The following is a 14,596-nucleotide window of genomic DNA, read 5'->3' as shown; positions in this document are numbered from 1 at the left end:
GGCATGGCGGTGGACCCCGCGAGGGGACTGGGGTTCTGTTATGCGAACCGGCGCTGCTCGCCGCTGCCGAACAGGTTGCTGGTACAGCGGCCGCACAGGCCCGCACGCTCGTGGTCGTGGCCAACGTCGCGGCGGTAGTGCCAGCAGCGCTCGCACTTGGCTGCCTCCGACGGTGTCACGGCCACCGCTTCGTTGGCGGCATCGGCCACCTGCTCGACGCTGGCCTGCGAGGTGATGAAGACGAACTTCAGGTCATCGTCCAGGCTCGCTAGCAGCGCGTACTTGTCGCCGGCAGCCTTGATGCTCAGCTCCGCCTGCAGCGAGGAGCCGATGGCGCCGGAAGCGCGCACTTCTTCCAGCTGCTTGGTGACGTCGGTACGCACGTCGCGCAGCGCCGCGTACTTGGCCAGCAGCGCTTCGCCGTCCGCCAACTCGGGGAAGGTCCACTGGGTCTGGGTGAAGATGGTTTCATCGCTGTCTGCATAGGCTTGGCTGTCGGCGAACACGGCCCAGGCTTCCTCGGCGGTGAACGACAGGATCGGCGCCATCACGCGCAGCAGCGACTGGGCGATATGCCACAGGGCGGTCTGGGCCGAACGGCGCGCCTTTGAGTCGATGCCGGTGGTGTACAGGCGGTCCTTCAGGATGTCGAGGTAGAAGCCGCCCAGGTCTTCCGAGCAGTAGTTCTGCAGGCGCGACACCACCGGATGGAATTCGTAGCGCTCGAAGTGCGCGCCGATGTCCTTCTGCAGTGCTGCCATTGCGGCGATCGCATAGCGGTCGATCTCGAGCATGTCGGCCACCGGCACGGCATGCTTGCTTGGATCGAAGTCCGAGGTATTGGCCAGCAGGAAGCGCAGCGTGTTGCGGATGCGGCGGTAGGATTCGGTCACGCGCTTGAGGATCTCTTCGCTGATCGACAGCTCGCCGGTATAGTCGGTCGAAGCGACCCACAGGCGCAGGATGTCGGCGCCGAGGGTATCCGAGATCTTCTGCGGCGCCAGCGTGTTACCGAGCGACTTCGACATCTTCTTGCCATGCTCGTCCACCGTGAAGCCGTGGGTCAGCAGCGCCTTGTAGGGCGGGCGGCCATTGAGCATCGACGAGGTCAGCAGCGACGAATGGAACCAGCCGCGGTGCTGGTCGGAGCCTTCCAGGTACAGGTCGGCCGGGAAGGCGGATTGTTCGGCGTGCGAGCCGCGCAGCACGGTCTGGTGCGTCGCGCCCGAGTCGAACCACACGTCCAGCGTGTCCTTGTTCTTTTCGTAGTGGTGGGCGTCGTCGCCCAGCAGGGAGGCAGGGTCGAGGCTCTGCCAGGCATCGATGCCGTTTGCTTCGATCAGCTTGGCCACCTGCTCCAGCAGTTCCGGGGTGCGCGGGTGCAGGTCGCCGGTTTCCTTGTGGATGAAGAAGGCCATCGGGACGCCCCACTGGCGCTGGCGCGACAGGGTCCAGTCCGGACGGTTCTCGATCATGCCGTGCAGGCGCGCCTGGCCCCACTCGGGGAAGAATTTGGTCTCGGCGATGCCAGCAAGCGCGGTCTCGCGCAGGCTCTTGCTGCCGTCCTTCGGGATGGTGTCCATGCCGGCGAACCACTGGGACGTCGCGCGGTAGACGATCGGGGTCTTGTGGCGCCAGCAGTGCATGTAGCTGTGGTCGAACATCTTCAGTTCGAACAGGGCGCCGGCATCCGTCAGCGCGGCGCAGATCGGCTTGGAGGCTTCCCAGATCGTCATGCCGCCGAACAGCGGCAGGCTCAAGGCGAAGCGGCCATCGCCCATCACAGGCTTGAGGATGTCGTCGTCCTTCATGCCGTGCGCCTTGCACGACTGGAAGTCTTCGATGCCGTAGGCCGGCGCCGAGTGGACCACGCCGGTGCCGCTTTCGGTGGTGACGTAGTCGGCCAGGTAGACCGGCGAGTTGCGGTCATAGAACGGATCGGCCGCATACATCGGGTGCTTGAACTGCAGGCCGCCGAGTTTTTCGCCGAGTGTGGTGGCGATGGTGGTGCCTTCGAACTTGTAGCGTGCCAGCACCGACTCGGCCAGGTCGGAGGCCAGGATCAGCAGCAGCGGCAGGCCGTCGCGCTCGGTCTGCACCAGCGAATAAGTCACTTCCGGATTGACGTTCAGGGCCTGGTTCGACGGGATGGTCCACGGGGTGGTGGTCCAGATCACGATGAAGCCGTTGGCGGTCGGCAGCTCGGCCAGGCCGAAGGCGGCGGCGACTTTTTCCGGCTCCGCGAACGGGAAGCCGACGTCGATCGCCGGGTCGCGCTTGTCCTGGTATTCGACTTCCGCTTCGGCCAGGGCCGAGCCGCAGTCGAAGCACCAGTTGACCGGTTTCAGGCCGCGGTACACATAGCCTTTTTCCAGCAGCTTGCCCAGCGCGCGCAGTTCGTCGGCTTCGTTACCGTAGGCCATGGTCATGTACGGGTTTTCCCACTCGCCGAGCACGCCCAGGCGGATGAAGCCGGCGCGCTGGCGGTCGATCTGCTCGAGCGCATAGGCGCGGGCCTTCTGCAGCACTTCGGCGGTCGGCAGGTTCTTGCCGTACAGTTTTTCGATCTGGATCTCGATCGGCATGCCGTGGCAATCCCAACCCGGTACATAGGGCGCGTCGAAACCGGCCATGGTGCGCGATTTCACCACCATGTCCTTCAGGATCTTGTTGACCGCGTGGCCGAGGTGGATGTCGCCGTTCGCATACGGAGGACCGTCGTGCAGGATGAATGTCGGACGGCCGGCGGATGCCTTGCGGATGCGGTGGTAAAGCTTTTTTTCCTGCCATTGCTTGACCCAGCCCGGCTCGCGCTTGGCGAGGTCGCCGCGCATCGGGAACGGGGTGTCGGTCATATTGACCGGGTATTTGCTCTCTGGCTTCTTCGCACTTTTCGGCGCGGCATTCTGGACAGGTTTGGTATCGGACATAGGGTTCTTCTCTAGGGGATTCAGGTCAGGTCGCGGCGGGGCCGCGGACAGCGCTCGAGGGTTCCAGGCGGCGTCAAATTCGGTCGGTCGCGGTCAGCGCGCCGTTGCGGTGTGCGAACCAGGCGCGCGCCTGCACGGCGTCGCGATCGATCGCGGCGGTGAGGGTGGGCAGGTCGATGTATTTTTCTTCGTCGCGCAGCTTGGCGAGGAATTCCACCCGCACCAGCTTGCCGTAGGCGGAGGCCTGGTAGTCGAAGACGTGGACTTCGAGCAGCATGCGGCCGGCGTCCTCGACGGTGGGGCGCACGCCGAGGCTGGCGACGGCCGGCAAGGGCCCGTCGGCCAGGCCATGCACCTGCACCACGAAAATGCCGCACAGGGCAGGGCGGTGCGCGACGCGCAGGTTCAGGGTAGGGAAACCGAGCGTGCGGCCGAGCTTCTGGCCGTGGATCACGTGGCCCGACATGGTGTAGGGGTGGCCCAGCAATTCTTGCGTGGCGCCGAAGTCGCCCGCGGCCAGCGCTTCGCGCACGGCCGAGGATGAAATGCGGCGCTCGCCGTGCAGCACGGCTTTCAATGTTTCGACCTGGAAGCCGAATTCGCGGCCGGCCGCCTCGAGCATGGCGATATCGCCTGCGCGCCGGGCGCCGTAGCGGAAGTCGTCGCCGACCATCAGCCATTTCACATGCAGGCCGTCGACCAGCACGCGCTTGACGAAGTCCTGCGGCGCCTGGGCGGCGAAGTGTTCGTTGAAGTGTTCGACGATGACGCGGTCGATGCCGGAGTCGGCCAGGTCGCTGAGCTTGTCGCGCAGGTTGGCGATTCGAGCGGGGGCTTTGGAGAGGTCGTTTGCGCGCTGCGCAAAGTATTCGCGCGGGTGCGGTTCGAAGGTCATGACGGCGGCTTCGATCCCCAGCGTCGCGGCGGCGCCGCGCACGTGGGCCAACAATGCCTGGTGGCCGCGGTGGACACCGTCAAAGTTACCGATCGTTAGGGCGCAGGGTGCGCGCGCCCTGTCGTTGGGAAGTCCGCGAAATACCTTCATCAATGGTTCCAGTTGCGCAGCCGGCCGCTCCGGCGCGAAATGCTGATTATACGGTAACTCGGATGTTGCACAGCAACGTGGGGCGGCGTCACTGCTGTTGGTCTTGCACTCGTAGGGTGGGCGGCTCGTGATCTGGTCCACTGGATCAGATCACCCCGCGCGTTCAACGTCCGTGTAATTTGCCGTGGCGCGTGAACGCAATCGTGATTTGAACGCGCGGGCGCTGTTGAGTCCACTGGACTCAACAGCCCTGCCCGCGCTACGGATCCCGGCAGCGCACACGCCGCAGGCCAAGGCCCGAGCAAAAAAAACGCCGCCTGCGAACAGGCGGCGTTTCATGACTGCTGCCCGATTAAGCGATCGGGCGGTTGATTGCCATGATCCAGTAGCGGGCGAGGTCGGCAGTGCCTTCCTTGCCGCCCACCGATTTCAGGGTGTTGATGGCTTGCTGCTTCTTGCCGGCTGCGGCATAGGCTTCGCCCAAGCGCAGTTTGGCTTCGTCAGCGTAGCGCAGGCCACCGGCCTTGATCGCGCTCTCCATCATCTTCAGGCCCTTGTCGGCCTGGCCAGCCTGGACCAGCGAATAACCGAGGCCGACCAGCGCGTCGTTGTCCTTGGCGGCCACATATTCGGCTTCCAGGGCAGCGACGTTCTTGTTCTGCTCAGCCAGGTTCTTCTCGGCCAGTTCCTTCAGGCGCTGGTGGCGAGGAGCGTCGGTGCCGGTGCCCAGGGCGCCGGCCTTGTAGCCCTTGTCGATCACCTTCAGTGCTTCAGCCGGAGCCTTGGCCTGCAGGACGAGCTGGGCCATTTCCATGTATTCGCTCGGCTTCTTCAGCAGGTTGTTGGCCAGCTTCAGGCGGTAGATGTCGACTGCCAGGCGGCTGCTCGAGAAGCCTGGCTTGCCCTGCACGCGGTTCAGCAGGTCGGTCCAGTACTGGGCCTTCGGGTAGTTCGAGGCCAGCTTTTCGATGGTGTTGACGTAGCCGGCCTTGTCGTTCTTCTTCAGCTGGATGTTCGCCAGCATGCCGAGTTCGTCTTCGCTCAGGCGGCCGCTCTTTTCAGCATTGCGCAGTTCCTGCTCGAGCGCGGCAACATTACCCTGCTTGTAGTAGTTCTGCATCAGGTAGGCGCGCAGCTTTGGATCGTTGCCGTTCTTGAGCAGCTTCTGGATGGTGGCGTTCGCCTTGTTCAGGTCGCCGGCGCGCATGTAGATGCCGACCAGGCCTTCCGAGAACTGCGAGCGCTCGCCGGCGTTCAGCTTGCCCGAATCGAGCAGCTTTTCGAACGAGGTGGCAGCGGTGCTCCAGTCGCCGGCAGACGAGGCCGCCGAGGCGCGTACGCGCTCGATCAGGAAGCGTTCGTTGTCGTCCTTGGCCGCTTTGTCCGCGTCGCGCAGGGCTGCCAGGGCACCCTTGTGGTTGCCTTGCTTCATCAGCGATTGGGCTTGCTGGATCGGCTTGCCGATTTCGGCGCGCAGGACCGCGGCATGCACAGGGGCCAGGCCAACGACCGGCACGGCAGCGGTGAAACCGAGGGCGGCCAGTGCGAGGCCAAGGTGTGCGAGACGGAATTTAATCATCGGAAAACATCCTTCTTCAAAATGGACACGGCAGGGAAACCCTGCCGTGTTGGTCATACATGTGTCGATTACTGGAACTGCTCGTTACCGACCATGCCGATCTTGGTGACGCCGAGACGCTGGGCCGTTGCCATGACACCGGCAACCACCTTGTACTCGACCAGCTTGTTCGGACGCAGGTGCACTTCCGGCTGGTCAGGCATTGCAGCGACGCTGTTCATCTTCGCTTCAAGGGCTGGGCGATCTGGAATGACTTCACCGTCCCAGAGGATGGTGCCGTCGAAGTCCACGTCGATCGTTACTACCACTGGCTTCACATTCGATGGCGGCGGGGTACCGACCGGCATGTTCAGGTTGACCGAGTGGTTTTGCTTCGGAATCGTGATAATCATCATGATGATCAGAACGAGCAGGACGTCAATCAGCGGCGTCATGTTCATTTCCATCATCGGTTCCGGATCGGCTCCTTGTGCGGAGCCCGAACCCACGTTCATGCTCATGGTGTTTCCTTTTCAAATGTTGGGGCAACGGACGCGATATCAAGATTCCAGTGGAGCCTTGATATCGCGGACAGGGTATTAGCCCTTGTCAGGCGGTTCGATCACGAAACCGACCTTCTGAATCCCAGCACGCTGAGCCGTGTAGATGACCCGGCCGATGGCTTCATAGCGGCTTTGCTGGTCGCCACGAACTTTCACCGCCGGCTGCGGCTGCTTCACCGACTGCTCCGCGAGGAACTTGAACAGCTCGTCCGTATTCGCGATGCGCGTCTGGTTGTAGTACATCTCGCCATCTTTATTGATGGTGATGTTGACGTCCTCCGGCTTGGTCTTGGTGACCTGGTTCGCTTCCGACGGAAGGGCGACCTTCTGCAGGTTCAGAACCACCGGGCTGGTGATCAGGAAGATGATCAGGAGAACCAACATGATGTCGACTAGCGGCGTCGTGTTGATCTCTGACATCACGGCATCTTCATCTCCGGAATCGGAGCCGACACTCATCGACATGACTTAACCAGCCTTCTTGGCGCCGGTCGCTGCGTTCGAGGTCGACATGGCGCCCGAGATCAGGACCGAGTGCACGTCAGCCGAGAACGAACGGACGTCTTCCATGACCGACTTGTTACGACGCACCAGCCAGTTGTAACCCAGGACCGCAGGAACTGCAACGAACAGACCGAATGCGGTCATGATCAGTGCTTCACCCACTGGGCCTGCGACTTTGTCGATCGACGCGTTACCCGACATACCGATGGCGGTCAGCGCGTTGTAGATGCCCCAGACGGTACCGAACAGGCCGATGAACGGCGAGGTCGAACCGACGGTTGCCAGGAACGACAGGCCATCTTGCAGGCGCGACTGGACGCGGTCCACTGCGCGCTGGATCTGCATGGTGACCCAGGTCGACAGGTCGATCTGCTCGAGCAGGGCGCCGTCGTGGTGCTGGGTAGCCTTGGTGCCGGTTTCAGCGATGAAGCGGAATGGCGAGCCTTCTTTCAGCGATGCCGAACCGGCAGCGATCGATGGAGCTTTCCAGAACTTGGCCGAAGCTTCCTTCGACTGGCGCATGATCTTCTGCTGGTCGATCAGCTTGGTGATGATGATGTACCACGAACCGATCGACATCAGGGCCAGGATGATGATGGTGCCTTTGTTGACGAAGTCGCCTTCTTCCCACATGGCGCCGATGCCGTATGGGTTGTGGACTTCTTCGGTGCTGCCGGCAGCAGCCGGAGCAGCTGCGTCGCCAGCAGGAGCAGCAGCAGCATCGGCAGCGTCGGCTGCTGGTGCTGCAGCTGCGTCGACCGCCGGAGCAGCCGCGTCAGCCGCCGGAGCGGTGGCGCCTGCGGCAGGAGCGTCAGCGAAGGCTGGTGCGGAGACCAGGGCCGATGCTGCCGTTACCGAGAACAGGACAGCCGCCAGCATAGCGGACAAACGGGTATTCTTAAACATGCTTCCTCCAAATATATAAAATAGACAGTTCGCTGAACTTATAACAACGAAAATCAAGAGTTGAGACGGTGTTCTGTCTCGGTTTTATTCCAGCGTCCAGACGTACTGCACCGCTGTCCACGCCTGTTGCGGCTGGCCATCAACCATGGCCGGCTTGAATCGGCATTTGCTCAGAGCCGACTGTGCGGCTCGGTCCAGGTCGCGGAAGCCACTCGACTTCTGCAGTTTGGAATCCATCACGCGACCATCAGCACCAATCAGGAACTGCAGGGTCGTGGTACCGGTCTCTTCGTTACGCTGCGACGAACGCGGGTATTCCGGGCGTGCGCAAGTGTTGAAGTCGGCCACTGCTTCGGTACGGCTCGGACCACGTGGCCCTGCTGCCGGTGGTGCCGGCGGAGCTGGTGGTGCGGGCGGTGCCAGCGAGGTGGTCGGCGGCGGCGTGTTAGTTGCCGTCGTGATCGCATTCTGCGGCGGCGGAGGCGTTTGCACCTGCACTTCGACCGGCGGGATGAATGGCGGCGGCGGAGCCTTCATTTCCGGCGGTGGCGGCGGTGGCGGCGTGTCCGGCGGTGGCGGCGGCTTCACCTCTTCGATCAGTTTCGTTTCCACAGCCTCGGTTACCTTGTTAACGATCCGGGTGCCCAGGCCATTGACTACAGCCCAAGCTACCAGTACGTGCAACAGGATGACAATGGCGAGACCTGTGAAATTCTTTCCCGGGTTCTTCTCATGCGTAAAATTCATGCCATCTTTCTCCAATACCAACTCTTTTTTGTTGCCACTAAACCCACTCAACACGACAAAAATCTAGGGCCGCTTGCGGGACATCAAAGAATTATACCTACGAATTCTTTTTTGGGCATACATTTTTGCATCCCCAAAAGAGTCCTATCTGCCTGTAAAAACAGGCAAACAAGCTCATCTATATGTGCCTGGCGCCAGAGTGTTTGTGGTCCAGAAAGCAAGGATGATTTGTAATTGTTTGTCGCGGTTGTCCTCCAGGTGTGGATCGTCAGGCAGGAATGCCGGTTTTACCAAATTTTTCATGCCCAAAGCGGCATCTGGCAAATTTCATATGATCAATTTGTGATCTTTCTGCAAACTATAGCCAGTTTTATGAAACCCGTGCGTACTGTTGACCTGCCAAAAACCGCACGCTTTCTCGTATAACCCATAAATGAAAGTGATGGGTGAAACGCGTCTTGATATGCTTCAGTTGTGCGAATAATAAGCATTTGGCTCCACCATCGCGACGTCTGCATAGCAAAACTACATGAGTCCGAGCGGTTTGAACAGTGTGTTAGCGCACTGACGCGCAAAAAAACTTGCGGGGAGCTGGAGGCCGGGGTGGGGATGGGATGGCAACCCAGCCGGGGATGCCGAGGAAAAAAGTGTAATGGGCAACGGTATCTACCGGCAATTGGATACGCACCTTGACCGGTAAGTACGGTTTCTAACACGCAAGTGCACCTTTATGCCGCATGCATGGTAATCCGAGTCCCGGGGTCAGGCAAGGGCGCGTCCCGCCTTGCGCGAGGCATCGATGGAGCGGGGGGGGCGGAATCGCCCATCCGCAGGCCCGCAGGCGTGGGTGGGCGAGGGGGAAGGGGTTGAGCCGTCAGCGGCCGCGCTTCTCGCGCCGGCACTCAAGGAAACTCACCACGTGTCCGCTCGGGTCCACGGTTTCCAGGCGCACGTCGAAACCCCACAGGCGGGCCACGTGCTTCAGCACTTCCTGCGCCTGCTGGTTCAGCGGACGCCGGTTGAACTGGGTGTGGCGCAGGGTCAGGGCGCGGTCGTCCCGGGTATTGACCTGCCAGACCTGGATATTCGGTTCGCGGCTGCCGATGTTGTACTGCTCAGCAAGCTTGTGGCGCACGTAGCGATAACCCTGTTCGTCGTGGATCGCCGAAATTGTCAGCTTGTCGCTGCGGTCGTCGTCGAGTACGGCGAAGAAGTGGAAGTCGCGGATCAACTTGGGCGACAGGTATTGGGCGATAAAGCTCTCGTCCTTGAAGTTGCGCATCGCAAAATCCAGGGTCTTGAGCCAGTCGCTGCCCGCAATGTCGGGAAACCAGGCCCGGTCTTCGTCGGTGGGCTCTTCGCAAATGCGCCGAATGTCGGTCATCATCGCAAAACCGAGCGCGTATGGGTTGATGCCGCTGTAGTAGGGGCTGGTGGCCGGCGGCTGGTAGACGACGTTCGTATGGCTTTGCAGGAATTCCAGCATGAAGCCGTCGCCGACGATGCCTTCCTTGTACAGGTCTTGCAGGATCGTGTAGTGCCAGAAGGTGGCCCAGCCTTCGTTCATCACCTGGGTCTGGCGCTGCGGATAGAAATACTGCGAGATCTTGCGCGTGATGCGGACCAGCTCGCGCTGCCAGGGTTCCAGCAGGGGCGCGTATTTCTCGATGAAGTAGAGCAGGTTTTCTTCCGGCTCGGGCGGGAAACGCACCGGCGCCGCGTTAAGCACCTGTTCCTCGCGCAGCGGCAGGGTGCGCCAGATGGAATTGACCTGCGTCTGGGCGTATTCCTCGCGCTCTTTCAGGCGCGCTTTCTCTTGCGCCACCGAGAGCTTAGCCGGGCGCTTGTAGCGGTCGACCCCGTAATTCTGCAGCGCATGGCATGAATCGAGCAGGTCTTCGACCGCGTCGATGCCATAGCGCTGCTCGCACTCGGCGATATAGTTTTTGGCAAACACCATATAGTCGACGATCGCGTCGGCATCGGTCCAGGTGCGGAACAGGTAGTTGCCCTTGAAGAAGGAATTGTGCCCGTAAGCAGCATGGGCGATCACCAACGCCTGCATCGTCAGGCTGTTCTCTTCCATCAGGTAGGCGATGCAGGGATTCGAATTGATGACGATTTCGTAGGCCAGGCCCATCTGCCCGCGCTTGTAGCTCTTCTCGGTTGACAGGAAATGCTTGCCGAAGGACCAGTGGTTATAGGACACCGGCATGCCGACCGAAGTGTAGGCGTCCATCATCTGCTCGGCGGTGATGATCTCGAGCTGGTTTGGATAGGTGTCCAGGTTGTAGCGCTTGGCTACCCGCTTGATTTCGTCGTGCGCCTGCTCGATCAGGTCGAAAGTCCATTCCGACTGTTCGGGCAGGGCGCGCGGGTTGTTCGGGTCTCGTGGCATGGGGTGCCTCCGTATCGTCTTTTGCTTCGCTGTTACTTCGGCTGCTTCTTGAACAGCTCGCGGAAGACCGGGTAGATGTCGGCCGGCGTGACGATCTTCTGCATGGCGAAATTCTTGTGGTGGTCGGCCACCTCGCAATATTGCTCCCACAGGTTCTGCGGCGGGCCGTCGGTGATCTCGACATAGGTGTAGTACTGGACCCGCGGCATGATGGCGTTGTTCAGGATCTGCTTGCACAGCACCGAATCGTTGTCCCAGTTGTCGCCGTCCGAAGCCTGGGCCACGTAGGCGTTCCAGTCCGAGCTGCCGTAGCGCTCGGCGATGACCTTCTGCAGCAGGTGCAGGGCCGAGGACACCACCGTGCCTCCGGATTCGCGCGAATGGAAGAATTCGTTTTCGTCGACCTCGGCCGCCGCCGTATGGTGGCGGATGAAGACCACTTCGATCTTCTCGTAGACGCGCTTGAGGAAGAGGTAGAGCAGGATGAAGAAGCGCTTGGCGGTGTCCTTGCGGGTCTCGTCCATCGAGCCGGAGACGTCCATGATGCAGAACATCACCGCCTGGGTGCTCGGCTTGGGCACCTTGATCCGGTTCGAATAGCGCAGGTCGAAGGGGTCGATGAAAGGAATGGCATTCAGGCGGATGTGCAGGTGGTGGATGCGCTCTTTCAGTTCCACCACCATCTCGTCGTCGACGGGGGCCCCGGCATCGAGCAGCAATTGCAATTCTTCTTCGGCCTCCTTGAGCTGGCGCCGGGCCGGGCCGCCGACAGCGATGCGGCGGCCGAGTGCGCCGCGCAACGAGCGCAGCACGTGGATGTTCGATGGGGTGCCGGACACGTTGTAGCCGGCGCGCTGGCTCTTGAACTCGATGGTCTGGGCCAGCTGGGTCTTGACCATGTTCGGCAGCTCAAGATCTTCGAAGAAATAGTTCATGAATTCTTCGCGCGACAGCTCGAAGATGAAATCGTCGTCGTTGGTCTGGTCGCTGTTGCCGGCGCGTCCGCGCCCGGCGCCGCCGCCACCGCTGCGGGGGCGATTGAACTGGTCGCCTTTCTGGTATTCGGTATTGCCGGGGTTGACCGTTTCCCAGACGCCGCCATGGGCATGGCCAAAATGGGGTTCGCTCACGTCCTTGACGGGAATCGTGACCTTTTCACCGTTCTCGATGTCGGTGATGGAGCGGCCCTTGATCGCGCGGCCGACCGCATCCTTGATTTGCGCCTTGTAGCGGCGCAGGAAGCGTTCGCGGTTGACCGCGGACTTGTTCTTGCCCTGCAAGCGACGGTCGATGAGATAAGTCAAAACTGGCCTCCTGTGGTGGCGGCTCGAAGAACCTGCTGCGCGTTGCAGTTGCGGTCTGCGATGCTCACCGTACGCTTGTACGGTTGCGCTTCTCGACCGCAACTGCTGCCGCTCGCGACGGTTCTTCGAGCCGCCGATGCTATGCGGGCGGGCTGCGAAATCTCGATACGTCTATCTTAATACGCAGCGCAATCGCGTGTGCGGCGCACGCCATTTTTGCGGCGTGCGCTGCGCCCTGTCAGGAGGATTTCCTTACACGCAAGTACCATTCGCAGAGCAGGCGCACCTGTTTCGGCGTATAGCCTTTCTCGACCATGCGGGCCACGAAGTCGGCATGCTTGTTGGCATCTTCGGCGCTCGCCTTGGCGTTGAAGGAAATCACCGGCAGCAGTTCCTCGGTATTCGAGAACATCTTCTTCTCGATCACGCTGCGGAATTTTTCGTAGCTGGTCCATGCCGGGTTCTTGCCGGCATTCGTGGCCCGCGCACGCAGGCTGAAGTTGACGATCTCGTTGCGGAAATCCTTCGGGTTCGAGATGCCGGCCGGTTTCTCGATCTTCTCGAGTTCGGCATTCAGCGATTCGCGGTCGAAGCTCTCCCCGGTGTCCGGATCGCGGAATTCCTGGTCCTGGATCCAGAAGTCGGCAAAGGTCACGTAGCGATCAAAAATGTTCTGGCCGTATTCCGAATAGCTTTCCAGGTAGGCGGTCTGGATTTCCTTGCCGATGAAATCGACATAGCGCTGCGCGAGGTGCTCCTTGATATACGACAGGTAGCGCTGCTCGGTCTCCGGCGGGAACTGCTCGCGCTCGATCTGCTGTTCGAGTACGTAGAGCAGGTGCACCGGATTCGCCGCCACTTCGGTATTGTCGAAGTTGAAGACCTTGGACAGGATCTTGAAGGCGAAGCGCGTCGACAGCCCGTTCATGCCTTCGTCCACCCCGGCATAGTCGACGTATTCGTGCAGCGACTTGGCCTTGGGGTCGGTGTCCTTCAGGTTCTCGCCGTCGTAGACCAGCATCTTGGAATAGACGCTGGAATTTTCCGGGTCCTTCAGGCGCGACAGGATCGCGAACTGCGCCATCATGCGCAGCGTGCCCGGGGCGCAGGGCGCCTTGTCGAGCGAGGAGTTGTGCATCAGCTTGTCGTAGATCTTGATCTCGTCCGACACGCGCAGGCAGTAAGGCACCTTGACGATATAGATGCGGTCGAGGAAAGCCTCGTTGTTGCGGTTGTTGCGGAAGGTCTTCCACTCGGACTCGTTCGAGTGCGCCAGCACGATGCCCTCGAATGGAATCGCGCCGAAGCCTTCGGTGCCCTTGTAGTTGCCCTCCTGCGTGGCCGTGAGCAATGGGTGCAGCACCTTGATCGGCGCCTTGAACATCTCGACGAATTCCATCAGGCCCTGGTTGGACAGGCACAGGCCGCCGGAATAGCTGTAGGCGTCCGGATCGTCCTGGGCATAGTCCTCGAGCTTGCGGATGTCGACCTTGCCGACCAGCGAGGAAATATCCTGGTTGTTCTCGTCGCCCGGCTCGGTCTTGGAGATTGCGACCTGCTTCAGGATCGACGGATAGCGCCGCACGACGCGGAACTTGTTGATGTCGCCACCGAACTCGTGCAGGCGCTTGACCGCCCACGGGCTCGGGATCGCGCGCAGGTAGCGGCGCGGGATGCCATAGTCTTCTTCGAGGATGGTGCCGTCTTCGACTTCGTTGAACAGGCCGAGCGGCGACTCGTTGACGGGCGAACCCTTGATCGCATAGAAGGGCACGTGCTCCATCAGGCTCTTGAGCTTTTCGGCGATCGACGATTTGCCGCCACCGACCGGCCCCAGCAGGTACAGGATCTGCTTGCGCTCTTCCAGGCCTTGCGCCGCATGGCGGAAGTAGGAGACCACCTGCTCGATTACTTCTTCCATGCCGTAGAACTCGCGGAAGGCCGGATAGATCTTGATGACCTTGTTCGCAAATATGCGTGACAAACGCGGGTCGAGGCGGGTGTCGACCAGGGTCGGCTCGCCGATGGCGGCCAGCATGCGTTCCGGGGCAGTGGCGTAGGTCAGGGGGTCTTGTTTGCACAACTGGAGGAACTCCGACATCGAATATTCCTCTTCCCGGGTGCGCTCGTAGCGGGCTGCGTAGTTGTCAAAGATGCTCATTTCGAATGTCCTTTATGTACAAACAGCGTGTGCTAGCAACGATCACTGTCATGGCAGAAGAAATTTCAAAGGCAGCCTCGGGCCCCGGGGTTTTCTTGGGCTTGCTCCTCATTGGTCGCCCGCATGCAGAACCGGGATGGCCGGCGCCGCGGATGCTGCGAATTGTTATTGACCCGGACTAGGGCGTCCGGTCTCCCAGCTGTTGGGGAGGGTCATTTTTTGCGTTTGTGAAATTTATTATGTGCCTAATAGTTCCCGAAGTCAAAGCGTGTCGTGCAAGCTGATGTAAGTTCTGTAAGTGCTTGAATCGAATAAGGAAAGAAGGTTTTTTCAGGGTGGCGGAAAGGCTACAAATCGACGTTATTGTCTTCCCGTCATGGCTGTCGATCGATGCCTGTGGGCCTGCGTGCGGCCTGCCGTCTTTTCCGTGATCGCGTGCCGATACTGCACTGTATGCCCAAGCGGCGGCGCACGCAAATA

The 14,596-nt window shown here is 60.9% G+C and carries 10 protein-coding genes; all 10 read right to left on the bottom strand.

Annotated elements, in window-relative coordinates; translation table 11 throughout:
* Positions 1-38: 38 nt before the first annotated feature.
* The 10 genes from ileS to HGB41_RS06705 all read right to left on the bottom strand — a co-directional run bounded on the left by ileS (position 39) and on the right by HGB41_RS06705 (position 14,116).
* The gene (gene ileS / locus HGB41_RS06750; RefSeq protein WP_171082502.1) at positions 39-2,930 is read right to left on the bottom strand and encodes an isoleucine--tRNA ligase; all 2,892 of its coding nucleotides are present in this window, start codon (positions 2,928-2,930) and stop codon (positions 39-41) included.
* A gap of 73 nt (positions 2,931-3,003) precedes the next feature.
* Positions 3,004-3,975, bottom strand: a complete 972-nt coding sequence (locus HGB41_RS06745) for a bifunctional riboflavin kinase/FAD synthetase (RefSeq protein WP_171082500.1) — start codon at positions 3,973-3,975, stop codon at positions 3,004-3,006.
* A 352-nt stretch (positions 3,976-4,327) separates the two neighbouring features.
* Positions 4,328-5,554: a tetratricopeptide repeat protein gene (locus tag HGB41_RS06740; protein ID WP_171082498.1), complete on the bottom strand. Its 1,227-nt coding sequence runs from the start codon at positions 5,552-5,554 to the stop codon at positions 4,328-4,330.
* A 68-nt stretch (positions 5,555-5,622) separates the two neighbouring features.
* Entirely contained in the window at positions 5,623-6,054 is a 432-nt protein-coding gene (locus HGB41_RS06735) for an ExbD/TolR family protein (protein ID WP_212760865.1), read from the bottom strand.
* Positions 6,055-6,132: 78 nt separating this feature from the next.
* Positions 6,133-6,561, bottom strand: a complete 429-nt coding sequence (locus HGB41_RS06730; RefSeq protein WP_171082495.1) for an ExbD/TolR family protein — start codon at positions 6,559-6,561, stop codon at positions 6,133-6,135.
* 3 nt (positions 6,562-6,564) lie between these two features.
* On the bottom strand, positions 6,565-7,506 hold the full coding sequence (locus HGB41_RS06725) for a MotA/TolQ/ExbB proton channel family protein (RefSeq protein ID WP_212760864.1): 942 nt from the start codon (positions 7,504-7,506) through the stop codon (positions 6,565-6,567).
* Between the two features lie 84 nt (positions 7,507-7,590).
* Positions 7,591-8,253, bottom strand: coding sequence for an energy transducer TonB (locus HGB41_RS06720; protein WP_171082493.1), 663 nt, complete (start codon positions 8,251-8,253; stop codon positions 7,591-7,593).
* An 874-nt stretch (positions 8,254-9,127) separates the two neighbouring features.
* The gene (locus HGB41_RS06715; RefSeq protein WP_171082491.1) at positions 9,128-10,651 is read right to left on the bottom strand and encodes a SpoVR family protein; all 1,524 of its coding nucleotides are present in this window, start codon (positions 10,649-10,651) and stop codon (positions 9,128-9,130) included.
* A 32-nt stretch (positions 10,652-10,683) separates the two neighbouring features.
* Positions 10,684-11,955 (bottom strand): YeaH/YhbH family protein, encoded by a 1,272-nt coding sequence (locus tag HGB41_RS06710; protein WP_171082489.1) that lies wholly within the window; start codon positions 11,953-11,955, stop codon positions 10,684-10,686.
* Positions 11,956-12,193: 238 nt separating this feature from the next.
* Positions 12,194-14,116 (bottom strand): PrkA family serine protein kinase, encoded by a 1,923-nt coding sequence (locus HGB41_RS06705; protein ID WP_171082487.1) that lies wholly within the window; start codon positions 14,114-14,116, stop codon positions 12,194-12,196.
* Positions 14,117-14,596 lie beyond the last annotated feature (480 nt).

Source organism: Telluria aromaticivorans (assembly GCF_013003915.1).
In the GTDB taxonomy this organism is placed as follows: Bacteria; Pseudomonadota; Gammaproteobacteria; order Burkholderiales; family Burkholderiaceae_D; genus Telluria; species Telluria aromaticivorans.
Note: the sequence above shows the minus strand (reverse complement) of the source record. Positions and strands in the feature narration are given on the sequence as shown.

Bases quoted from the DNA above. Each gene is read 5' to 3' on its own strand.
- HGB41_RS06730 (WP_171082495.1), bottom strand. From the start codon at position 6,561: ATGTCGATGAGTGTCGGCTCCGATTCCGGAGATGAAGATGCCGTGATG.
- ileS (WP_171082502.1), bottom strand. From the start codon at position 2,930: ATGTCCGATACCAAACCTGTCCAGAATGCCGCGCCGAAAAGTGCGAAG.
- HGB41_RS06740 (WP_171082498.1), bottom strand. From the start codon at position 5,554: ATGATTAAATTCCGTCTCGCACACCTTGGCCTCGCACTGGCCGCCCTC.
- HGB41_RS06745 (WP_171082500.1), bottom strand. From the start codon at position 3,975: ATGAAGGTATTTCGCGGACTTCCCAACGACAGGGCGCGCGCACCCTGC.
- HGB41_RS06715 (WP_171082491.1), bottom strand. From the start codon at position 10,651: ATGCCACGAGACCCGAACAACCCGCGCGCCCTGCCCGAACAGTCGGAA.
- HGB41_RS06720 (WP_171082493.1), bottom strand. From the start codon at position 8,253: ATGAATTTTACGCATGAGAAGAACCCGGGAAAGAATTTCACAGGTCTC.
- HGB41_RS06705 (WP_171082487.1), bottom strand. From the start codon at position 14,116: ATGAGCATCTTTGACAACTACGCAGCCCGCTACGAGCGCACCCGGGAA.
- HGB41_RS06725 (WP_212760864.1), bottom strand. From the start codon at position 7,506: ATGTTTAAGAATACCCGTTTGTCCGCTATGCTGGCGGCTGTCCTGTTC.
- HGB41_RS06735 (WP_212760865.1), bottom strand. From the start codon at position 6,054: ATGAGCATGAACGTGGGTTCGGGCTCCGCACAAGGAGCCGATCCGGAA.